At 68.7% G+C, this 19,036-nt stretch carries 21 protein-coding genes; 5 read left to right on the plus strand and 16 right to left on the minus strand.

Translation table 11 applies throughout. The features are described from left to right. Positions 1 to 2 precede the first annotated feature (2 nt). A complete protein-coding gene (locus tag ABN401_RS04625; RefSeq protein ID WP_349683658.1) occupies positions 3 to 1,199 on the plus strand; it encodes a class I SAM-dependent methyltransferase in 1,197 nt (398 codons plus the stop codon). 38 nt (positions 1,200 to 1,237) lie between these two features. On the opposite strand, the gene ABN401_RS04630 is transcribed toward ABN401_RS04625, so the two are convergent. From ABN401_RS04630 to ABN401_RS04640, 3 genes are read right to left on the minus strand one after another with little or no spacing between them, the layout of a single operon-like run. Further along, entirely contained in the window at positions 1,238 to 2,401 is a 1,164-nt protein-coding gene (locus ABN401_RS04630; RefSeq protein ID WP_349683659.1) for a glutathionylspermidine synthase family protein, read from the minus strand. Between the two features lie 4 nt (positions 2,402 to 2,405). Continuing rightward, on the minus strand, positions 2,406 to 3,149 hold the full coding sequence (locus ABN401_RS04635) for a PspA/IM30 family protein (RefSeq protein WP_349683660.1): 744 nt from the start codon (positions 3,147 to 3,149) through the stop codon (positions 2,406 to 2,408). A 15-nt stretch (positions 3,150 to 3,164) separates the two neighbouring features. After that, positions 3,165 to 3,761, minus strand: a complete 597-nt coding sequence (locus tag ABN401_RS04640; protein WP_349683661.1) for a YjfI family protein — start codon at positions 3,759 to 3,761, stop codon at positions 3,165 to 3,167. Positions 3,762 to 3,913: 152 nt separating this feature from the next. Between ABN401_RS04640 and ABN401_RS04645 the strand changes: the two genes are divergently transcribed. The 4 genes from ABN401_RS04645 to ABN401_RS04660 all read left to right on the plus strand — a co-directional run bounded on the left by ABN401_RS04645 (position 3,914) and on the right by ABN401_RS04660 (position 7,434). Then, positions 3,914 to 4,561: a DUF2491 family protein gene (locus ABN401_RS04645; RefSeq protein ID WP_349683662.1), complete on the plus strand. Its 648-nt coding sequence runs from the start codon at positions 3,914 to 3,916 to the stop codon at positions 4,559 to 4,561. A gap of 22 nt (positions 4,562 to 4,583) precedes the next feature. After that, a complete protein-coding gene (locus ABN401_RS04650; RefSeq protein WP_349683663.1) occupies positions 4,584 to 4,997 on the plus strand; it encodes a DUF350 domain-containing protein in 414 nt (137 codons plus the stop codon). Between the two features lie 4 nt (positions 4,998 to 5,001). After that, positions 5,002 to 5,613, plus strand: a complete 612-nt coding sequence (locus tag ABN401_RS04655; protein WP_349683664.1) for a DUF1190 domain-containing protein — start codon at positions 5,002 to 5,004, stop codon at positions 5,611 to 5,613. Between the two features lie 243 nt (positions 5,614 to 5,856). Further along, the gene (locus tag ABN401_RS04660) at positions 5,857 to 7,434 is read left to right on the plus strand and encodes a tyrosine-type recombinase/integrase (protein ID WP_349683665.1); all 1,578 of its coding nucleotides are present in this window, start codon (positions 5,857 to 5,859) and stop codon (positions 7,432 to 7,434) included. A 231-nt stretch (positions 7,435 to 7,665) separates the two neighbouring features. Here ABN401_RS04660 and ABN401_RS04665 read toward each other — a convergent pair whose 3' ends face one another. The 13 genes from ABN401_RS04665 to trbB form a co-directional block, all read right to left on the minus strand. Next, on the minus strand, positions 7,666 to 8,088 hold the full coding sequence (locus ABN401_RS04665; protein ID WP_349683666.1) for a helix-turn-helix transcriptional regulator: 423 nt from the start codon (positions 8,086 to 8,088) through the stop codon (positions 7,666 to 7,668). A gap of 130 nt (positions 8,089 to 8,218) precedes the next feature. Continuing rightward, entirely contained in the window at positions 8,219 to 8,497 is a 279-nt protein-coding gene (locus ABN401_RS04670; RefSeq protein WP_349683667.1) for a hypothetical protein, read from the minus strand. After that, a complete protein-coding gene (locus ABN401_RS04675) occupies positions 8,494 to 9,102 on the minus strand; it encodes a lytic transglycosylase domain-containing protein (RefSeq protein WP_349683668.1) in 609 nt (202 codons plus the stop codon). The genes ABN401_RS04670 and ABN401_RS04675 overlap by 4 nt, the downstream gene beginning before the upstream one ends. After that, complete coding sequence (locus ABN401_RS04680) at positions 9,096 to 9,608, minus strand: S26 family signal peptidase (RefSeq protein ID WP_349683669.1); 513 nt, start codon at positions 9,606 to 9,608, stop codon at positions 9,096 to 9,098. Before ABN401_RS04680 ends, ABN401_RS04675 begins: the two co-directional genes overlap by 7 nt. After that, positions 9,605 to 10,768, minus strand: a complete 1,164-nt coding sequence (locus ABN401_RS04685; RefSeq protein WP_349683670.1) for a TraB/TrbI/VirB10 family type IV secretion system protein — start codon at positions 10,766 to 10,768, stop codon at positions 9,605 to 9,607. The genes ABN401_RS04680 and ABN401_RS04685 overlap by 4 nt, the downstream gene beginning before the upstream one ends. Next, positions 10,765 to 11,772, minus strand: a complete 1,008-nt coding sequence (locus ABN401_RS04690) for a TrbG/VirB9 family P-type conjugative transfer protein (RefSeq protein ID WP_349683671.1) — start codon at positions 11,770 to 11,772, stop codon at positions 10,765 to 10,767. The genes ABN401_RS04685 and ABN401_RS04690 overlap by 4 nt, the downstream gene beginning before the upstream one ends. A gap of 104 nt (positions 11,773 to 11,876) precedes the next feature. After that, positions 11,877 to 12,560, minus strand: coding sequence for a conjugal transfer protein TrbF (gene trbF / locus ABN401_RS04695; RefSeq protein WP_349683672.1), 684 nt, complete (start codon positions 12,558 to 12,560; stop codon positions 11,877 to 11,879). A gap of 2 nt (positions 12,561 to 12,562) precedes the next feature. Then, positions 12,563 to 13,960 (minus strand): type IV secretion system protein, encoded by a 1,398-nt coding sequence (locus ABN401_RS04700; RefSeq protein ID WP_349683673.1) that lies wholly within the window; start codon positions 13,958 to 13,960, stop codon positions 12,563 to 12,565. A gap of 13 nt (positions 13,961 to 13,973) precedes the next feature. Then, positions 13,974 to 14,756 (minus strand): conjugal transfer protein TrbJ, encoded by a 783-nt coding sequence (locus ABN401_RS04705; RefSeq protein WP_349683674.1) that lies wholly within the window; start codon positions 14,754 to 14,756, stop codon positions 13,974 to 13,976. Continuing rightward, positions 14,725 to 17,190 (minus strand): conjugal transfer protein TrbE, encoded by a 2,466-nt coding sequence (gene trbE / locus ABN401_RS04710; RefSeq protein ID WP_349683675.1) that lies wholly within the window; start codon positions 17,188 to 17,190, stop codon positions 14,725 to 14,727. Before trbE ends, ABN401_RS04705 begins: the two co-directional genes overlap by 32 nt. 7 nt (positions 17,191 to 17,197) lie before the next feature. Continuing rightward, complete coding sequence (locus tag ABN401_RS04715) at positions 17,198 to 17,485, minus strand: VirB3 family type IV secretion system protein (RefSeq protein WP_349683676.1); 288 nt, start codon at positions 17,483 to 17,485, stop codon at positions 17,198 to 17,200. Beyond that, complete coding sequence (locus ABN401_RS04720) at positions 17,485 to 17,805, minus strand: TrbC/VirB2 family type IV secretion system protein (protein WP_349683677.1); 321 nt, start codon at positions 17,803 to 17,805, stop codon at positions 17,485 to 17,487. The genes ABN401_RS04715 and ABN401_RS04720 overlap by 1 nt, the downstream gene beginning before the upstream one ends. Before the next feature lie 273 nt (positions 17,806 to 18,078). Further along, positions 18,079 to 19,035, minus strand: a complete 957-nt coding sequence (trbB, locus tag ABN401_RS04725; RefSeq protein ID WP_349683678.1) for a P-type conjugative transfer ATPase TrbB — start codon at positions 19,033 to 19,035, stop codon at positions 18,079 to 18,081. Between the last annotated feature and the right edge of the window lies 1 nt (position 19,036).

The raw sequence follows: 19,036 nt of genomic DNA on the forward strand, positions 1-19,036 counted from the left end.
GCATGACCGCGCCGCTGGACTTCGACCGGATCGACCCGGTCTATCGCGCCTGGGCTGACGACTACCTGCGGCTGTCGGGCTTCGACCCTTCGGCATTTCTCGCCGTGGCCCAGCCGGCCGAGGACGAGATGTTCTTCAAGGCCCTGCTGCCCAATTTCGAGGGGGACCGGGGGATCGGCGCGTTCAAATTCGTCGAGGCGACGATGCGCCACTACGAGGCGCTGCGGCAGATCGTCGACCAGAGCTTCGGCGGGTTCAATGAGGTCGGGAGCCTTCTGGATTTCGCTTCTGGATACGGCCGTCTGACGCGCGCCCTGCTGCAACGCATGCCGGCCGAGCGGATCTGGGTGTCGGACATCTATGCCGAGGCGATCGACTGGCAGGTCCGCAACTTCGGGGTCAACGGCTTCGCCTCCGTGCCCGATCCGGCGGCCCTCGCGCACGACGGAAAGCACGACGTCATCTTCGTCGGATCGCTGTTCTCGCATCTGCCGGCCGACCTGTTCCGGGCCTGGCTGGCGCGGCTGCACGGCATGCTGACGCCCGGCGGCGTGCTGGCCTTCAGCGTCCACGACCAGTCGATCCTGCCCTCGGCAGAGGCGATGGACGAGAGCGGCATCCGCTTCTTTCCGTGGAGCGAAAGCGGCAGTCTGGACCCGGCCATCTACGGCATGACCTATGTCACCGAGGCCTTCGTCGCCGAGGCCATCGGCGATGTTGGCCCCGAGGCGTCGCCTTCGTGGCGGGTGTTCCACAAGGGGCTGTACGAGAACCAGGCCCTGTATGTCGTCGGCGGGTCCGACCGCGATCTGTCCGACCTGTCGGTCGCGAGCCCGCCGATGGGCGGCTTCGAGCGGGCGACCCTGTTGACCGATGGCTCGGTCGAGTTCTCCGGCTGGGCCATCGAGCGGACTCCTGGCCAGACGCTGGCGCTGGCGGTTCACGTCGACGACCGCCCCGTTCGCATGGCCGAGGCGATGGACGACCGTCCCGATGTTCAGCCGATGTTTCCGGCCTCGCCTATGCCGCCGTTCGCCTGGCGGTTCCGCCTCGGGCGGGCCGATGCGGACACCGACAGCGCGATTCGCCTGACCTTGCGAAGCACCTCGGGGCTCGAGACCCATGCCTTTGCCCGCATGCCGTCCGACCCCGCCCTTACCTATTCCGGCTGGTCACGGCGATCGTTGCCGCCGCTCTGAGGATCGCTGGGCCCGACGCTATCCCGCCTGGGCCTCGATCAGTCCCGGATGAAGTGCGGAACGAAGCGCGAGGTGTTGCGGGTGATCCGTCCCGGATCCTCGCGCAGAGCGATGCCAGCCGGGGCGTCGCCGACCACCCATGATCCGACGATGACGTGCTGGCCGTCGAACCTGGGCGGGGTGTGAAGCGCCTGGCGGATATGGCGGCCCCCGCCGTATCCCCCATCCTCGCCCTCCTCGCGATTAGGTCCCTCGACGATCGAGATGTTGGCACCCTCGCGCGAGAACAGGGGCTTACGGACATAGTTCGCGCCCAGAGCCGTCTGGCCCTCATCCGTCTCGAAGAAGGACGGCAACAGGTTCGGGTGGCCCGGATGACGCTCCCACAGAAGTGGCAGCAGCCCCTTATTGGACAGGATCGCCTTCCAGGCGGGCTCCAGCACCGTGACGTCGGCGTGCGGCAGCGGGCGCGCATAATCGTCGCGCAGCATCTGCTCCCACGGATAGAGTTTGAACATCGCCTGGATCAGCCAGTTCTCGTCATCGACGAAGCGGCCGTCCGCGTTCAGACCGATCTCGCCCAGCGCGACGAACCGGGGGTCCAGCCCCGCCTGTCGGGCGAGGTCCTCCAGAAACCGCACCGTCTGCCGATCCTCGACAAAGTCGGGATCCGAGGTGAAGTGGACGAAGCCGCCATCCGGAAAGATCTCCCTGAACCGCTGGACCAGCGCCTCGTGCAGGCTGTTGAACTGGTCGGCATCGGCCGGCAGGACCCCGGCCGCGATCTGGTCCTCGAGCCACAGCCACTGAAACACCGCCGTCTCGAACACGCTGGTCGGGGTGTCGGCGTTGTATTCATACAGCTTCGCCGGCCCCGTGCCGTCATAGGCGAAATCGAAGCGCCCATAGAGCGAAGGGTCCCCGCGTCGCCAGCTGTCGGCGACATAGTCCCTCAGCGGTTCCGGGATTTCGAGCTGGGCCATGAGCCGGTCCGACCCCACGACCTCGTCCACCAGATCGAGGCACAGACCGTGCAGTTCCGCGGTCGGCGCTTCGATGCCGTCCTCGATCTGCGCGAGGGTGAAGGCATAGGCGACGCTCTCGTCCCAATAGGTCTTGCCGTCGTCATGGTGCCAGACGAAGCCCACGGCCTCGGCCCGGGCGGGCCAGTCGGGCCGGGGCGTCAGGCTGAGGCGTTCCATGACCTCAGGCCGGGTCCTTGGACGCCGGAACCGACTGGCCGATCATCGGCGTCACCACCTTGACGTCCTGCGCCGTCAGCCGCGCCAGGACGTCATCGGCCGAGGCATGGCCGGGCAGGATGCCGGCGTCGCGCAGCTTGGCGTCCAGATCGGCGCCCGACCGGCGGTCCTCCAGCTCCTGGCCCACGCGCAGGCGTTCTTCCTGTACCGCCTGGCGCTGCTTGATCCGCTGCAGGCTCTCGGCGGCAGAACCGATGCGCGAATGGGCCCCCTGGGACTGGAGCGCGACCGAGGTCTGGGCCTTCTGGACGGAATCGTTGACCTTCACGATGTCGATCTCGCGCCGCAGCGTCTCGATCTTCTGGTCGGTCTGGGCGATGGCCTGACGCAGCCGGGCCTCGGCCTCCTTCATGCCCTCGATCAAGGGTCCGCGCGTGCCGATCTCGGTCTCCAGCTCGGCGATGCGGCCGGCGACCTCTCGGGCCAGGTCGGCCTTGCCCTGGGACATGGCGGCCCGGGCCGAGCTTTCGTATTTGGCGATCTGCTCGCCGAAGCTCTTCATCTCGTTTTCGGCCATGCGGCGGCGCGCGACCAGGCCGGCGAGATCGTCGCGGGCCTTGCCCTGGGCGGTGTCGGCGTCGCGGATTTCCTGATCCAGGATCTTCAGCGCATTGGCGTCGACGACGGCCTGGCCGGCGTCATGGGCGGTGCCGCGGAACAGGGCGGACAATTTGGCGAGCATGGACATACGGTCTCTCCCGGATCAGGCGGCGGCTTGAGCGCCGAAGGTGTCGCGCAGGGTGGTCGCATCGATGGCGTTCTCGGCCAGGGTGCGCAGCTCGATGAGAATGGTCTGGAGCGTCGTCTTGCACGCCAGCTCGCCCATAAGCTCATAGATGTCCTCGCCGTTCACCGAGGTGATGGCGAAGTTCGACAGGGGCACGACGCGCTGGGCCTTCAGCAGGAACTCGTTGAAGGCGTGCCGGTCGGCCTGTTCGGCCACGGGCCATAACAGCACCGAACAGACGATCTGGGCCCCGCCGACGCTGAGGTAGATCGGCAGGTCGCCGTACTCGTGCATGGTGGCCAGCAGCACCGGCTCTGCCCCCTCCAGCACCCGCAGCGTCATTTCGCCCTCACGGACCAGTTCGGAGGCGTCCAGCGCGGCCTTGATGGTCGGCACGGTCCAGGAGGTTTCGATCACGGCGTCCATGTGGGGGCTTGCTCCAGTGAGGTCGGACAGGGGGCGAGGGCGGCGAGGGATGTTGGGCCCACGGGTGGAGTCCACGACGATGGCCCGCACGGCGGCCTTGACGTCGTCGCGAGCGGCGCGCGGAACCCAGAGTTCCAGTTTGATCATTCCCGCTTCACGACGGGCCCGACGCCACGCACGGATGCGATCGTTGGCCGGCGAGGAAGAAAAAGGGGCTGGCTCACGCATGTTTCATGTTACGCCTAACAGGAAGGCGAGGCCTGAGCTAGGGTGCGTCTTCGACTGTCGCCAGAGGATCGATGTTCAAGAGGCTGTTCGGATCGGGGGACAAGGCGCAGGCGGTGCCCAGCCTGGCGATCGTGCGCAACATCACCGTCGGCCGGACCGTGGCGCTCGACCCCCTGGCCTGGCGGCGGCTGGGCGACGAGACCCACTTCACCCTGGACCGCGACGCGCTGGAGATCACGGCCCAGAGCGTGATCCACCTTGACGACGGCCCCTTCGTCCACCGCTTCTATACCGACGACCACATCATGCTGCAGGCCATGAGCGACGACGCCGAGGGCCTGGCCGCCTATGACTTCACCCTGTTCACCCCGTGGTCGTCGGCCTATCCCCCCAACGACCGGGCGCGCGGGGCCTGGCGCGACCGGCTGTCGGCCCCCGTGTTCCACGGCGCGGCCGAGAACCTGCCGGACTATCCCCGCTTCTGGTTCGCCGAGAGCGACGCCAGCCAGCCGCCGGTCACCCTGTGGGAGACCGTCTATACCGACCGCGTCGCGACCGAGCCCTATGCGAAGATCTTCCAGACCTGCATGCTGTACGCCCGTGATCTGGCGGCGGGCCGCGAGCTGATGCTGGCCATCGAGCAGGAGCCCGAGGGCGGCGAGGTCACCCACGAAATCATGCTCGGCATCCCCCTGGACATGGCCGAGTTCCGTGCCTGAGCGCGCAAGAGAGGTTTTCTAGATGTTCGACTGGTTCGCATTCCAGGCGGGGGCGACGGCCTTCCTGATCGCCTTCGTCGCCGCGATCGCCTTCTTTTCGGCGTTCAAGTTCGTCTACCAGATCATCACGCCGTATCATGAGCGCGAGCTGATCCGACAGGGCAACACCGCCGCCGCCGTGGCCCTCGGCGGGGCCCTGATCGGCTATGTCCTGCCGCTGGCCTCGGCTCTGTCGCAGACCGTCAGCCTGCCGGAGTTCGCCGCCTGGGCCCTGTTGGCGGGCATCATCCAGATCCTGGCCTTCCTGGTGGTCAGCCGGGTGCTCTACAAGGCGCTGGCGGCGCGGATCGAGGCGGGCGAACTGGCCGCAGGCGTGTATCTGGCCTCCATCTCGATCGGCGTCGGCCTGCTGAACGCCGCCTGCATGACGGCCTGATCCGATGACAGAGCCCACCCTGCCTCAAACCACGACGATGCGCCGCATGAAGCGGTCGCGAACGCTGCAGGTCTCCAGCCTGATGGCGACCGTCAGCTTCTCGATGGCCGCCTGCGGTTCGCCCCAGCTCGCTGGCCCCGCCCCGGCCGCCGATCCGGCCCTGGCCTACACCTCCCTGACCGAGTGCAAGGCCGCCAACGACATCGAGGACACCGCCTGCGACGCCGCCTATGCCGAAGCCCAGCGCCTGGCCGAGACGAGCGGACCGCGCTACGCCACCCAGGCCGAGTGCGAGGGCGAATGGGGCCCCGAGCAATGCCGTCCCCTGAACAACGGCGGCGGCTCCTTCTTCGGTCCGCTGGCGACCGGCTTCATCATCGGCCAGCTTCTGAACGGCGGCTATCGCGGGGGCGGCCCGCTGTACCGGGACCGCAATGGGCAGTTCTCGAACGGCTATGGCGGCGGCTATCTGGCTCGCGACTACCGGACCGGTCGCGCCTATGCCAACCGCAACGACTTCCCCGTCGCGCGTCAGGCGCCCAGCCGCGTGCAAAGCCGCACGACGGTCGTGTCTCGCGGCGGCTTCGGCGGGGGCGGTCGGGGCTACGGCGGATAACCGCGAACGACGGAGTGGTAGGCGGCGACGGGTTCGAACCGCCGACCCTCTCGGTGTAAAGCGACCCAGATAGCTTTTCAGCCAGTTTCATTACATGTCAAAGTGGACCTAAGTTACTGATAGTTATCCGTGCGGCCCGATCACGCTTTTGCGGCGCTTTGCAGCGAAACGTGCACAAACTGCCCCCCTATTGCCCCCCTTTATGGTAAGCTGGCTGCGTCGGATTTACAGGACAGCTCCCCGATGCCCAGCCTCGTCATCACGACCGATCGTCAGCTCGCGGGTCTCAAGCCGCTCGACCAGAGATACGAACGTCGTGTCTCGGGGGCGCGCGGTCTGAGCGTGCGCGTCTGGCCGTCAGGTCTGACCCAGTTCGAGGTGCGGTACGCCGTTGGGGGCGGGCCCCGGCGGCGCACGATCTTGGGCGACTATCCTGCGGTCTCTCTCGCCGATGCGCGAGAAAAGGCGACGGCGCTCAGGCTGGACGTCCTCAAGGGCGTTGATCCCGTCGCAGAGCGCATCGCCGCGCAGCGTCCAGCGCCGCCGCAAGGGACGCTGGACGAAGTGGCGGAGATTTACTGGGCGGCGGCCGAACTGGGTCTTCACGGGGGCCGTCGACGGCCCAAGCGCCCCCGGACGATCGCCAACGAACGACACCTCTGGAAACGCCACATCTCGGCGTCCCTCGGCCCGACGGCGCCGCGCGAACTGAAGCGGGCCGAGGTCAAGACGTTCATGCGCTCACTCGTGACCCAGCGGCGCCTCTCGGCCGCCAGCGCGGCCTCCATCGGCGGTCTCCTGCACAGCGTCATGGCCTACTGTGTTCAGGAGGAACTGATCGACGCCAATCCTGTCGTGGGGCTAGCGCGTCCCCTGGCTCTCGTCTCGCGCGACCGGCTGCTCGATGATGCTGGCCTGAAGCTCGTCTGGGACATCGCGTTAGACGGCGCTCAGCCTCGCCCGCCTGGCTATCTGAACATCGGGCTCGCGGCCCGGCCGGAGCCGGTGATGGCGCTAGCCATTCAGCTGCTAATGCTCACCCTTACTCGTCGCAACGAGGTCGCGGGGGCCCGAAAGGCAGAGTTCGACCTGGACGCTGGGCTCTGGGTTATTCCGGCCGAGCGCGCCAAGGCGAACCACCAGCACGTCGTGCCGTTGAGCCCGCAGGCTCTGAACGTGCTCACGGAGGCCTTCGCGCTCGATCCCGCCAGCCCTTTCGTCTTCCCCTCCCCCCGCGTCGCCGAGCAATGCATTGACGAGCAGGCCATCACGCGCACCTTTTCACGCATCTTCGAGCGCAGGAAGCTGCCGCTGCGATCCCCTCACGACGTCCGCCGGACCGGGGCGACGACCTTGACGGGGCGTTATGGCGTGACCCGCTTCATCGTGGGCCTCGTTCTGGGCCACACGCCCAAGGACGGCGCGGCGGTCACCGCCGTCTACGACCGCTATACCTATGTCCCGGAAAAGCGGGAGGCACTGGTCAAGTGGGCCGGGCATCTCACCGGCGTTCCTGTGGGATTACCCGCAGCCGGGGAGAATACGACCGCCGCGGCCGCCGACGGCGCCGAGGATATGGAGACGGCAAAGCGTCGTGCGCTCGACCTGTGCGCCGAGGGTCGAACCCAGCAGGCGGTCATGACGATGTGCATGGCCGCTAGCCGGGTCGGCGCGGTTTCGGCATCGCATCTGGACCTCCTCGCGAACATTGGCTTGGAGCTCGCCGGCAAGAACGACTGGGCCGAGCTGGAGGCCTGGATCAACGGCTTTGGCCAAGAGCCGGCCGTTGCGCTCGCCCCGCCATCGTCGCCGTTGCGATAACGTGACCGCAGTTTCGCGGCTATAGTCCCGAACGAACCGCCGGGGCCTAGCAACGGCGGTGAATTGTCGGACTAGGACAGATGGGACGCAAGGTCGTGCGAGAGACGCTCCCTTGCGTCCGACAACCCTTAAACCCAAAAGTCCGCAATGAGCGCTGCTGAGAGATCGCTCGTGACCATAAATTCGCTAGCCAGCCTACCCAAAGTCTTAGTCACGTCGTGATCGACCCGATCAGAACCCGAAATCGATTTGATCGGCGTTCAGTCGCCCGGATCTCCGTCGCGTCCTGGTCGGTTTCTCCAGCGGTGCTTCCGGCTCGATCAGCAGATCCGGCTGCACCACAGGCGGCGGTGGAGCCGCCACCTGTGGAGTCCGGATTGGGGCCCTCCGCGGCATACCCGGCAGGCGCGGTCGCGTCGGCGGCTGAAGCGACGCGACATTGCCACGCGCGCCCTTCCAGGCTGTCAGCTCGCTTTCCCACCACGCGACGCGCCCCGGCGACACCACGACCGGCGTGGGAAAGGCTCCGCTCCGCTGCATCCTCCAGGCCGTGGTCCGGCTGATCCCGGCCATGTCCTGGACGCGGTCCCAGGGCAGCAGACGGTCCTCGGGTCCGCCGCTTTCGACGGCCGCGCCGTTCAGCCGGAAAGGCATGACACGCTCCTTTCCGGAATCCGCGAGGCCGCTCTGATCCCAAGCGGACAGGCATTCGCCGACTGCGCCGGAAGCGGTGTCAGGATCGAAGGGGCTTGAAGGTCAAGCCGTACGCCCTCGTGCGCTCGCGTCATGGGGCCCGCCTTGCACCCGCTGGCCGCTCCCACGACGCCCGCCGCAATCCGGAGTCCTGAGCCTCGGCCCAGCCGCGCAGCACGCCGCGCGGATAGAGGGGCTTGCCGCGTATGTGGCGGCACGGCGGTCCGTTGCCGACCGACCAGGCCCGCGCCAGGGTGGTCGGCTTCATGCGGATGCCGAACCGCTGGAGGAACTCGGAGGCCTGGTTGCGGGTGAGCAGATCGTCATCCCGCTCGACGGCACTTTCCGCATCATGCTGATTGGGGGTCATCGCGCGGCTCCCGTGCGGCATTCCCGCGAACTGCGCACACCACGACCGGCGGCCAGAGCAAGGTAGCAGTCCACGACGCTCACAACGTACTCCTGGGTCTCGCGGATATCGGGGATGCGGCCCAGCCGTGCGACGCGGCTGGGCCCGGCATTGTAGGCGGCAAGAGCCAAGCGGAGATCGCCAAACCGGAGCATCTGCCGCGCCAGATAGGCCGCGCCGCCGGACAGATTCTCGGCCGGATCGAAGCGGTCGTGCACACCGAGCTCGGCGGCGGTTCCGGGCATGAGCTGGGCGAGGCCGCAGGCCCCGACCGGGGAACAGGCCTCGTTGCGATAGGCGCTTTCGACCACGACCAGCGCATGCAGCAGCTTGGGATCCAGCCCGTGCCGCTCCGCCGCCGTCGCAATGGCGGCCATGAACGGCTGGCTGAGGGGAGCCAGACGCGGGACGTCGAGTGGTTCGTCCGCCGAAGGCCCGGCGACGGGTTCGGACGTGTCGACCGCCGCGAACAGATCGCCGCCGGCCGCGCGCCAGTCGACGGTCTGGGCCGAGGCCGTGCTGGCGCTGAGCAGAGCCGCGAGGGTGATGAGGGTCCGTCTCACCATGTCAGGGTCTCCTTGTAGACGCCGTCGACCTCGGCCCGGCGGACCGGACCGAAATAGCGGCTGTCGAAACTCCCCGGCGTGTCGCCGAGCAGGAACAGTTCATCGGGTGAGAGCGTCCGGCAGCCGCGCCAAACCGGCAGCGCGACGCCGCGCCGGTCATGCTCAAGGACGGGCGAGACCCTCAATGGCGTTTGAACCGCGCCGTCTTCTGCGCAGACACGGTCGCCGCCGACGGCCGCGACGCGCTTTATCAGCTTCACCTCGGCCGGCATGCCGAGGCTGGCCAGGTAGGGCCGGATGCTGGGGGGCTGGCCGATGGCGACCACGCTGCCGGACGCGATCGAAGCCCCGGTCTGTCTGACATAAAGGCCCTCGGGCAGGCTCGGGCTCTCATTCACGAGCGCCAGGTCGGGAGCGCGGTTGGCGGACGCCGCCATCAAGGCCAATCCGGCGACCGGGACGAGCGTCCAGGCGGCCCATTGTCGGTACTGCAAGAAGAGCATCATGGCCGATAGGGCTCCAGGATGAGATCGCGGGTGATCAGCACCCGCACCGGTGCGCCGGCGCGCAGACGGATGGACGGGCTGACCTGGAGCTCGCGGTCGATCAGACTGCCGCCGACGCGCGCGCCCTCGATGGCCGTGGCGTCGCCGACGTCGCCGAGCAGGCCGCCGCCGCCGTCATCGTCGTCGCGGGCGATCTGGCCCAGGGTGGTGATCGCCCCGGCGAACAGGGTGGCGACCGCCAGGGGGAACAGCCGCCGGTCGACCCGGCCCTGGACCCCGACGGCGCCTTGGGCGTCGACCCCGGGCTCCTCGGTCAGGATCAGGCTCTTGCCATTGGGCAAGATCAGCCGCTCCCAGGTCAGGAAGGCCCTGCGGTCGCCGTAGCTGCTCTCCCCGTCGTGGCGACCGATCAGACGGGTGCCCTGCGGCAACAGCAGATGCCTGCCGCTGACGGTGTCGAAGACGTTCTGAGTCACGGTGGCGACAACCGGCCCGGTGCGCGACGTATCGATCCCGGTGAGGAGCGTGGCCGGCACGATGGCTCCCGCCTTCAGCTCGAAGGGCGACAAGGGGCTCATCAGGGCGTGGCCGTTGTAGACCGCGCCATAGTCCAGACCCGGGCCAGCCGACGACGCGCCACCGGCCGGCGCGGCGCCGCCCCCTGACTGCGCGCCCGGTCCGCCGCCGAAGAACAGACCCGAGCCTGCCGCCTCCTGGGCCACGCTGCGGCCGCGAGGGGCGGCAGGCGCGGCGGCGCCAGCGTAACCGTAGTCGGGCGACCTCACCCGGTCCGTGGCGCGCGTGGCAGCCACAGCCGGCTCGGACTCATCCGACCGCGTGCGGGGCTCGGGCAGCTGATCGCCCGGGGTCAGACGATCGTAGCTGGACGGCTGTTCGGTCACCACATCGGCGGGGCGGACCGTGCCGCGCGCCTCGTCGAGCCGTCCCTCCTCCACCCGCTCCCGCGCATTGGCCCGGAGTTCGGGCTGAACCACGAAGGCCCAGGCCAGGGAGCCGGACAGGAGCGCGGCGGCACCGATCACCACGATCTGGACGACGGATTTGCGCAGGCGCACGGTCGTCGGTCGCGGGGCCCGCGTCGACAGGCCCGGCGGCGGCGCCTTGGGCAGAGGCGCATCTGGATGAATGGGGTCGGTCATGAGCGGCCTCCCGCGACGCGGTCGGTGCGACCGATGCGATCGGCGCTGCCGAGGCGATGGAGCCGGACGATCTGCGGCCGACGGTCCCCAAGCCGCAGCTCGGCGCGGTCGAACACCCGGTCGACGACGAACAGTGCGCCCTGCTGGCGATAGTTGACCATCTGCGCCTCGCCATCCGGGGCGATGACGAACAGGGCCGGTGCCTCGTCGACCTGCAGATCGGGCGAGAAAGTGATGAAGGTGCGCGTCCCGTCGTTGAACACCGACGTCGGAGTCCAGCGCGGGGCGCGACCGCGCGGATCGATCCGGTAGCGGGCGTCCAGAGGACCCGTCGGGACCGCCACGGGATCGGCGACCCGCTCCTCGACGCCGCCAAAGGCCCCTGCCCCGCCCGGCGGGATGACGGCACCGATGTCCCAGGCGACGGCGGCGTTGAAGCCCTCCGGCGAGCCGCTCTTTAGCTGCAAGAAATACACCCGCTGCGAGGTGGTCAGGACGAGGTTGGTCTCCAGGCCGCGTTCGAGGGGCTTGAGCAGCACATGGGCACGCTGGTTGGAACCCGAGCCGGAGCTGGCCTCGCCGATCTGCCAGCGCACCGTGTCGCCCGCCGCCTTCGACGTGACGGTTTCGCCGGGAGCCAGGGTCAGGGTCGTGACCCGGAGGGGCGCAGTCCAGACCTCATAGACCCGGCCCGGGTCGTAGGAGAATACCTGCACCCCGCCCACAAAACTGTCTGAGCTGGAGGCGGCGCGGGCCTCGGCGTTGGCCGCCGCGATGGCGGTCGGGCCGACAACGGGTTGCGGCCGAGGGGCGGGTTCCGGCGGCTGATCGGTGGGCGGTGCATCGCGCGCAGCGACAGCGTCCGCGGTAATCGCCTCATCCTCGACCGCGTCGCCCTCAGCCACGACATCGACGCCGGCGTCAACGCCCGCGACCACATCGAGATAGGCCCGCTCGGTCGGACTCAAAGGCAGGACAGGGGCCGCCGGGAGGCTCACCGGCATCGGGGCTAACCGCGGCACCTCCGGCAGCGGTGCTTCGCCGCCGCCGCCCGCCAAAGGTCGGAGGATGGCGCAGCCCGAGAGGAGGAGGCCGCAGGCGGCCAAACTCAAGAAGCGTCGGGGGTCCATGACACGTCCTCGATTTTCAGTCCCAGGGGGTTTTTCATCAGCTCCGCCTCGGTGCGGGGCGGCTGCAGGGTGGTGGTGATCAGGGCGCGCCAGCGTTCGGTCCCGGCGGCCTGGCCGTTGACGAAGCGGGTCTCGCGCCATTGCAGGTCGTAGGTGCGCTCGGTGCGGCGCACGACGTTGAGCACCTCGACATTGATCGCCTCGCGTCCGACCTCGGCGAAGGGGTCATGAGCCTGGGCCCAGCTGTTCAGGAAGGAGGCGGCTTTGGGTGTGACCAGGTCATAGGCGCGAAGCCAGTTCTGACGGATGACGATGGGGTCGATCGACTTGGACCGCACATCGCGGATCCAGTCGGCCAGCGCCCTCCCCGTCTGGGCCTCGGTCGGCTCGTAGCGACCGCCGATCGCGGTGATACGCTGGGTCTGGCCGAGGTCGGAGACCTCCACCACGAAGGGCTTGACCACGGCCCGCTCGGCCTGGACCCACCAGCCCGCGCCGAGAAAACCGGCCAGCACCAGATTGGCCAGGGCGATACGCCGCCAGTTCCGGGCATGGGCCAGCGACAGACCCATGCGGTCGTCCCAGACCTGGCCGGCGCGCTGATACGGCGTGCTCTCCGGTGCGGACGCCAGGGCGCGCTTGGGTTTGAAGAAGGGATGCATGATCAGGACTCCTCCGATCTAAGGCTGGGCGACACCGCCCCGCTGGTCTCGCCAGCGGGCAACAACCCTCGCCCATGGTTGGCCACAAAGAACGCCTGCATCGCCGCCGCGCGGGCCGCAGGGCGGCCTGCCGGTTGACCTGAGGTTGCGGTGGCGCCCGCCGCCTTGTGGAAGGCGCGGCGCGCGGCCTCGGCCTCGGCGGTGATCTGCGCGGCGGGGCGGGCGGGGGCCGCCTGGCCGGGATCGCCTTCGGTGGCGGATGGAGCGCTGTCCTTCTGCGGCGCGCCGGTCCAGGCGGTCGCCGACTCGGCAACGCCGGAGGGACCTGAGGCGGATCGCGTCGAGGTCCATGGATGGGACGCAGATCCTGACGTGGGCGAACCCCCCCCGGACGGCGAGAGATTGTCGTTCGACGGGCGCGGCGGGGTTGAGGGCGGGGTTGGCGGTCGCCCTGCCCCCGCGCCGGCCGCAGCGCGCGCCGACCCCGCGACCTTGGACGCGGCGCCACCGGCGGCCGCCCCCGCGCCGGCGATCCCCGCGCCGGCGAGCAGCCCCGCTCCGCCAACGGCCAGCGCGCCGGTGACGGCCGAGCCGGCGCCGAGCGCCGGGCCACCGGTGACCAGGGCGGAGGCGAGATTGGGAATGAAGATGGCCAGCATGGCCAGCAGCATCGAGGCCACCAGGATGGTCAGGGCTTCGTAGAGGTCGGGATTGGCGGAGGGCTGGAGCTGATCGAACACGGTCCGGGCGCCCGAGACCACGATGGCGAGGGCCAGCACCTTCAATCCCGAGGACACGACATAGCCGAGCGGCCGTTCGGCCAGGAAGGCGGACTTGGACCAGATCCCGAAGGGCAACAGCACGAAGCCGCCCAGGGTGACGATCTTGAACTCCAGCAGGGTGACGATGATCTGCAGCGCCAGGATGCCGAAGGCGAGCATGATGCCGATCATGGCCAGGCCCAGGATCAGGGCGTCGGTCAGGTTGCCGGCTACGTCGAGCGGGTTGTTGACCGGCGCCGGGGTCTCGCCCAGCGCCTTCACGATCTCCCAGCCCTGCTGGAGGATGGCGCCGGGGTTGAGGAACTCGCCTTGGGAGAGCGAACCGCCGCCGGCCGTGAGCCCCAGTTCGATGAAGCCCGCATAGAGCGTCTCGGACAGGGCGTGCCAGTCGTTGATGACGTAAGCGAAAAACCCGATCAGCAGAATCTTGCCGAAGCCCGACGCCAGGATCTCTCTGTTGGGAGACAGCAACCACTGGATGGCGGTCAGGGCCACGACGAGGACGATCATCAGCCCGAACACGCCGTTGACCGCGCCTTGCAGGGCGTTGAAGCCGGCCGAGACGGTGTTGGAGAACACCACCATCAGCTCATTGGTTGTCTCCGGGCTAACCGCCATGACCGTCGCGCCCTCAGTTCCGCGCGTTCGGAAGCGGGTTGAAGCTCGGGGCGGCCGGCGTCGCACCGTCCCGGCCCCAGAACTGACGGCGGGCCTCGGCCCCGGCGGCGCGCTCGGCTGCTGTCCGCGCCGTCTCCTCGGCCATCAGCCGCGACTGGGCGAGCATGATGGTGCGCATCGAGCTCAGGTCTTCGGCCAGGACGGCGAGAATCTGGGTGGAGGACTGGATGGCGGCGGTCTGGCCTTCCGCTCGTTCGCTGGCCGACAGCGCGCCCTGGAGACGCCGGTCACGCCCCTGGCTCAGCCGCTCCAGTTCGGCGGCGGTGCGGGCCAGGTCCTGAGCGGTTTCACGGGCCGCCGTCGTCCGCCGTTCGCTCTGCTGAAGCGCATTCGCGGGATCGAGGCCTTCGACGGCGGTCGGATAGAGGTCGGTGAACTGGTCCTCGAGCTGGGTCACCGTCGACGCGACGCCCCGGACATTCCGGGCCAGCTCGCCGATGTCGCGCAGGGTGGAGGTGGTCTCGCCCAGATGGCTGTAGGGCGAGGCGGCCAGCTCGCGGGCCTGGTTCGCCAGCATCCGGGCCTCGTTGGCGAGACTGTCGAGTTGGCGCGAGGCCTGGAGCGCGTTCTCGATATGATTGCGCGGGTCAAACACCACGGCTTGGGGCGGGGCCGGCGGCGGCGCGGGCGGCGGATTGGCCTTGGCTGGCTCGGGCTCGGAACAGGCCGCCAAGGTGACGGCGATACCGGCGAGCAGAAGCCCCCTACTCCGCCGCGATGGGCAGATCGAAAGCATCGAAGCCCATTGAATCGAAGATGGTGTCCACATGGGTCACTCCCTTGGCTTTGAGGAATTCTCGGGCGAAGGCGGCTGGGGCTGGCGTCGCATCGCCATCGGTTTGGCCGAGCTGCTCCAGCACGTCGTCGATCAGCGTCTGATCCTCGGGCGAGGACGCGCCGCAGAGCGCGAGACCGACGCCTGAAAGCTTCAGATCGAACAGCCGCCGCCCACGAGGCTGACGCCAATAGTAGGCGCGCTTGGGGGTGGCGAAGGCGATCAGCTCCAACTGCCGACGATTGAGACCGAAGCCGCGATAGAGCTCGGCCGAGGACGGCTCGAGCGCCCGGGGATTGGGCAGGAAGACCTGGGTCAGGCAGCTCTCGATCAGACTGGCCGCGATCGGCGAGGCGGCGATGTCGTCCAGCGACTGGGTGGCGAAGACCACGGCGACGCGCTTCTTCCTCAGCGTCTTCAGCCATTCGCGGATCTTGGCGGCGAAGGCGGTCTCGCCGAGGAACAGCCAGGCCTCGTCGAGGATGAGCATCGTCGGCCGGCCGTCGAACTCCCGCTCCAGGTGATGGAACAGGGCCGAGAGCACCGGGGCCACGGCCGAGGGCGTGGCCATCAGACTTTCCAGTTCAAAGGTGTCGAACCGGGTCGGCTCCAGCGCTTCGAAGGCTCCGTCCAGCAGGGCACCGTGCGGACCCTTCAGGGTCAAGGGTTCCAGGGCGGCGGCCACGGCCCGGTCCTGCACCAGGGCGCAGAACACCGTCAGCGTCCGCTGGGCGACGGGCGCGTCGGCCAGCGCGGCCAGGGCGATCCAGATCTCTTCACGCAGACGCGGGCTCGGGTCGAGCCCCGCCAGTTTGCAGGTCTCGGCCAGCCATTCCGCCGCCCAGGCCCGCTCCGGCTCCTGATCGACCCGCGCCAAAGGTTGCAGGGCGAAGGGCGTCCCCGCCTCCAGCGCCCGCCAGCGGCCGCCGGCCGCCAGGGTCGCGGCCCGGGCCGAACGGCCCTTGTCGAAGAACACCACCCGGGCCCCGGGGTAACGTAACCATTGCAGGGCCAGGAAGGACAGAAGCGCCGACTTGCCCGAGCCGGTGGGCCCCACGACCATGGCGTGACCCACGTCGCCGACATGAAGCACCAGGCGGAACGGGGTGGAGCCCGTCGTCCGCGCCACGGCCAGAGGCGGACCGTCGAGGTTGGCGTCCCTCGCCGGCCCGGCCCAAACCGCCGACACCGGTAGCAGATCGGCGAGGTTCAGGGTGGAGACCAGAGGGCGGCGCACGTCGGCATAGGGTTCGCCGGGCAGGGAGCCGAGCCAGGCCTCGACGGCGTTCAAATCCTCGATCCGGGCCACCAGCCCCTGGGCGTTCAGCGCCGCTTCGATCGCGCGGGCCTTCTCGGCGGCGACCGCCTCGCTCGTGTCCATCACCGTGACGGTCAGGGTCAGATAGCCGAAGGCGCAGGCCTCGCCCCCGAGAGCCTCTAGCGCCCCGTCGCACTCCTCGGTCTTGGAGGCGGCGTCGGTGTCGAGAAGCGGCACCTCCTCCTTGGTGATGGCCTCACGCAGCAGGGTGCCGACGCCCTTCCGCTTGGCGAACCAGCGCTTCCGCAGCTTGACGATCTCCCGCTCGGCCTCGGCCTTGTCGAGCCCGATCCACCGCGCGCTCCAGCGATAGTCGAAGGGCAGAGATCCAAGGGCATCGAGTAATCCAGGGCGCGTCGTCGAGGGCAGCCCGCGCACCGAAACCACCTTCAGCCAGCGATCCCCGAGCTTAGGAGCCACGCCGCCGGTGAGGCCCGCGTCCGTCAGCCAGGCGTCCAAAAACATCGGCGTCTCCGGTGGGCGGACAGCGAAGGCCTTGGGCGAGACGCAGTCGTGCAGCCAGGTCAGCAGGGCCTGATCGTCCAAGGCGCCCACTTCCGGCAGGGCGTCGGTCAGGAGGTCCATCACACCGCCGGCCTCGCGGCGGAAGGTGTCGAGCGCCGTGCGCCAATCCCGACCGCCCTTCTCCAGACCGTCGAACAACCAGCGCTCCATTCGCCGGGCGTCGTCTATCGGCGGGAGCCAGGTCAGGGCGGCGCGGAAATCGGTCTCGAAGGCGGGATCGGCGCCCTCGAACAGGGCGCGGCGCTCGGCGTCGATCAGCCAGGCCGCCTCGACCTGGATCTCGCCGTCGGGATAGGCGGCGGCCGGTCGGCGGCTGGCCTCGACATGCAGGCACCAGCCGGTGCCGAGCCGCTTCAAGGCGTTGTTGAGTCGGGCCCGCACCGCCATCAGCTCGTCCTCGGTCGAGGATTCCAGATCCGGCCCCCGGAACCGGAAGCCCGAGGTGAAGGAGCCGTCCTTGTTCAGCACCACGCCGGGGGCGACGAGCGCCGCCCAAGGCAGATGGTCCGCCAAGGCCGCCGGTCGACGGCGATGCTCGTCGAGGAACCGCATGGCCGCCTCACCCGTCCAGATGGCCGGGCAGCGCCAGGTGACGCCGCAGGACATCGAAGAAGCGCCGGTCGGTGCGGGCGGCATAGAGACCGATCGCATGGGCGACCGCCCACCACAGCAGGCCGAGCCACCAGATGCGCAGCGCCAGGCCCAGCATCAGGGCGATGGTGCCCATGAGGATGGCGTAGTCGCGCGGCATCCCCGCCATCAGCACCGGCTCGACCAAAGCCTGGGCCACCGGCAGTTCATAGCCCTCCGGTCGACGGTCGAGCGCCATCTGTGCGGTCTGGCCCATCACCCGATCTCCACGCCGCCGGCGAAGCCGAAGAAGTCGAGGAAGAAGGTCGAGGCGGCGAAGGCGATGGAGAGGCCGAACATGATGCCTAGCCCGCGCCGCATCGACGAGCCGTTCTCGCTCATGGCGATCCCGGCTCCGAACAGCACCACGGCCACCACGGCCGCGGCCTGGACCACGGGACCGGTGATGGACGCCACCACCTGCTGCAGCGGCCCTTCCCAGGGCATCCCTGACCCGCCCGCCAGGGCCTGGCCTGCCACCAGCAGGCCGCAGGTCGCCGTCGCGGCCGAAAGGCCGCGTAGAAGTATTCTACGCATCGGTTGCTTCCTGTTTGTTGGCGCGTCAGCCGGCGCCGCGACTCAAGGCAAGCAAACTCATCCACATGTTGTCAACAGTGATGAAGAGTATTTTTGCACAACTCAATTTCGAGTTAGAGATGACTTGTATTAACTCACACCGCGAACTCAAACTGACCCTAAGGAGTGACTTGGTGTAAGTCATTCCGCGACTTGCCGTGACTTGCGTGCTATTCAGCAGTGGCGGAGGTTTTCTGGACCTTGCCTCGGTGCGATCCCCGTTTGTTCGGCGCCTCAAGCGAGTGTGCGTAAGCGATAGTCGTCATCGTCAATACCATCGACCGCGAGCACAGTTTCGACGCGCCGTCCCTCCGGCGTGCGCCGGATATGCACGATCCGGTCCACAGCCTGGCCGATCGCACGTCTGGGTACCGTGCTCGAAACCTCGGCGATGAGATCCTCCAATCGGCGCAGGGCCTCCTCGGCGGAGTTGGCGTGCAGGGTCGACAGCCCACCCGGATGGCCGGTGTTCCAGCTCTTGAGCGTCTCCAGGGCCGCCGCCCCTTCGCGCATCTCGCCGACCACGATCCGGTCCGGCCGCATCCGCAGGGCGTCGCGCACCAGATCGACCACGCCGATGACCTTGGGATATCGGCGCGTGAGCACCGAGACCACATCCCAGGCCGAGCATTGCAGTTCCGGCGTGTCCTCGACCAGGAAGACGCGATCATCGGCGAAGGCTGGCTCCGCCAGCACCGCATTGGCCAGGGTGGTCTTGCCCGACCCGGTCCCGCCGGAGATCAGGATGTTCCGGCGCTCAACGGCGGCGGAGCGCAGCGCCTCCGCCTGTCCCTCGCTCATCACGCCGTCACGGACATAATCGTCCAGTCGCCAGATCATTGCCGGGCGTTTGCGGATCGAAAACGCCGGCGCCGACGACACCGGCGGCAAAACCCCCTGAAACCGCTCGCCGGTCTCGGGCAGGACGCCCGACAGACGCGGATCGTCCCGCGTCACGGGCTCGCCGACGTAGTCCGCGATCAGCTTGATGGTCCGGTCGCGGGCCTCGGCCGACAGCCGCTCGCCGGAATCGCGGCGTCCCGACCCGAGCACGTCGAGTACGATGCGGCCGTCGGGATTGGCGAGAATCTCGACCACGGTGGGCTCGACCAGGGCCGCCAACACGGTATCCCCGAGCGCGTGCCGCAGGGCCTCCAGCTTGCGCTCGGCGACGATGGGATGAGCCCGCATC

The sequence above is a fragment of the Brevundimonas aurifodinae genome (assembly GCF_040195595.1).
Classification (GTDB): Bacteria; Pseudomonadota; Alphaproteobacteria; order Caulobacterales; family Caulobacteraceae; genus Brevundimonas; species Brevundimonas aurifodinae.

What these genes read in the sequence shown, in the direction of transcription:
- ABN401_RS04625 (WP_349683658.1), top strand. Translation starts at nt 3, where the DNA reads ATGACCGCGCCGCTGGACTTCGACCGGATCGACCCGGTCTATCGCGCC.
- ABN401_RS04630 (WP_349683659.1), bottom strand. Translation starts at nt 2,401, where the DNA reads ATGGAACGCCTCAGCCTGACGCCCCGGCCCGACTGGCCCGCCCGGGCC.
- ABN401_RS04635 (WP_349683660.1), bottom strand. Translation starts at nt 3,149, where the DNA reads ATGTCCATGCTCGCCAAATTGTCCGCCCTGTTCCGCGGCACCGCCCAT.
- ABN401_RS04640 (WP_349683661.1), bottom strand. Translation starts at nt 3,761, where the DNA reads ATGATCAAACTGGAACTCTGGGTTCCGCGCGCCGCTCGCGACGACGTC.
- ABN401_RS04645 (WP_349683662.1), top strand. Translation starts at nt 3,914, where the DNA reads ATGTTCAAGAGGCTGTTCGGATCGGGGGACAAGGCGCAGGCGGTGCCC.
- ABN401_RS04650 (WP_349683663.1), top strand. Translation starts at nt 4,584, where the DNA reads ATGTTCGACTGGTTCGCATTCCAGGCGGGGGCGACGGCCTTCCTGATC.
- ABN401_RS04655 (WP_349683664.1), top strand. Translation starts at nt 5,002, where the DNA reads ATGACAGAGCCCACCCTGCCTCAAACCACGACGATGCGCCGCATGAAG.
- ABN401_RS04660 (WP_349683665.1), top strand. Translation starts at nt 5,857, where the DNA reads ATGCCCAGCCTCGTCATCACGACCGATCGTCAGCTCGCGGGTCTCAAG.
- ABN401_RS04665 (WP_349683666.1), bottom strand. Translation starts at nt 8,088, where the DNA reads ATGCCTTTCCGGCTGAACGGCGCGGCCGTCGAAAGCGGCGGACCCGAG.
- ABN401_RS04670 (WP_349683667.1), bottom strand. Translation starts at nt 8,497, where the DNA reads ATGACCCCCAATCAGCATGATGCGGAAAGTGCCGTCGAGCGGGATGAC.
- ABN401_RS04675 (WP_349683668.1), bottom strand. Translation starts at nt 9,102, where the DNA reads ATGGTGAGACGGACCCTCATCACCCTCGCGGCTCTGCTCAGCGCCAGC.
- ABN401_RS04680 (WP_349683669.1), bottom strand. Translation starts at nt 9,608, where the DNA reads ATGATGCTCTTCTTGCAGTACCGACAATGGGCCGCCTGGACGCTCGTC.
- ABN401_RS04685 (WP_349683670.1), bottom strand. Translation starts at nt 10,768, where the DNA reads ATGACCGACCCCATTCATCCAGATGCGCCTCTGCCCAAGGCGCCGCCG.
- ABN401_RS04690 (WP_349683671.1), bottom strand. Translation starts at nt 11,772, where the DNA reads ATGCCGGTGAGCCTCCCGGCGGCCCCTGTCCTGCCTTTGAGTCCGACC.
- trbF (WP_349683672.1), bottom strand. Translation starts at nt 12,560, where the DNA reads ATGCATCCCTTCTTCAAACCCAAGCGCGCCCTGGCGTCCGCACCGGAG.
- ABN401_RS04700 (WP_349683673.1), bottom strand. Translation starts at nt 13,960, where the DNA reads ATGGCGGTTAGCCCGGAGACAACCAATGAGCTGATGGTGGTGTTCTCC.
- ABN401_RS04705 (WP_349683674.1), bottom strand. Translation starts at nt 14,756, where the DNA reads ATGCTTTCGATCTGCCCATCGCGGCGGAGTAGGGGGCTTCTGCTCGCC.
- trbE (WP_349683675.1), bottom strand. Translation starts at nt 17,190, where the DNA reads ATGCGGTTCCTCGACGAGCATCGCCGTCGACCGGCGGCCTTGGCGGAC.
- ABN401_RS04715 (WP_349683676.1), bottom strand. Translation starts at nt 17,485, where the DNA reads ATGGGCCAGACCGCACAGATGGCGCTCGACCGTCGACCGGAGGGCTAT.
- ABN401_RS04720 (WP_349683677.1), bottom strand. Translation starts at nt 17,805, where the DNA reads ATGCGTAGAATACTTCTACGCGGCCTTTCGGCCGCGACGGCGACCTGC.
- trbB (WP_349683678.1), bottom strand. Translation starts at nt 19,035, where the DNA reads ATGCGGGCTCATCCCATCGTCGCCGAGCGCAAGCTGGAGGCCCTGCGG.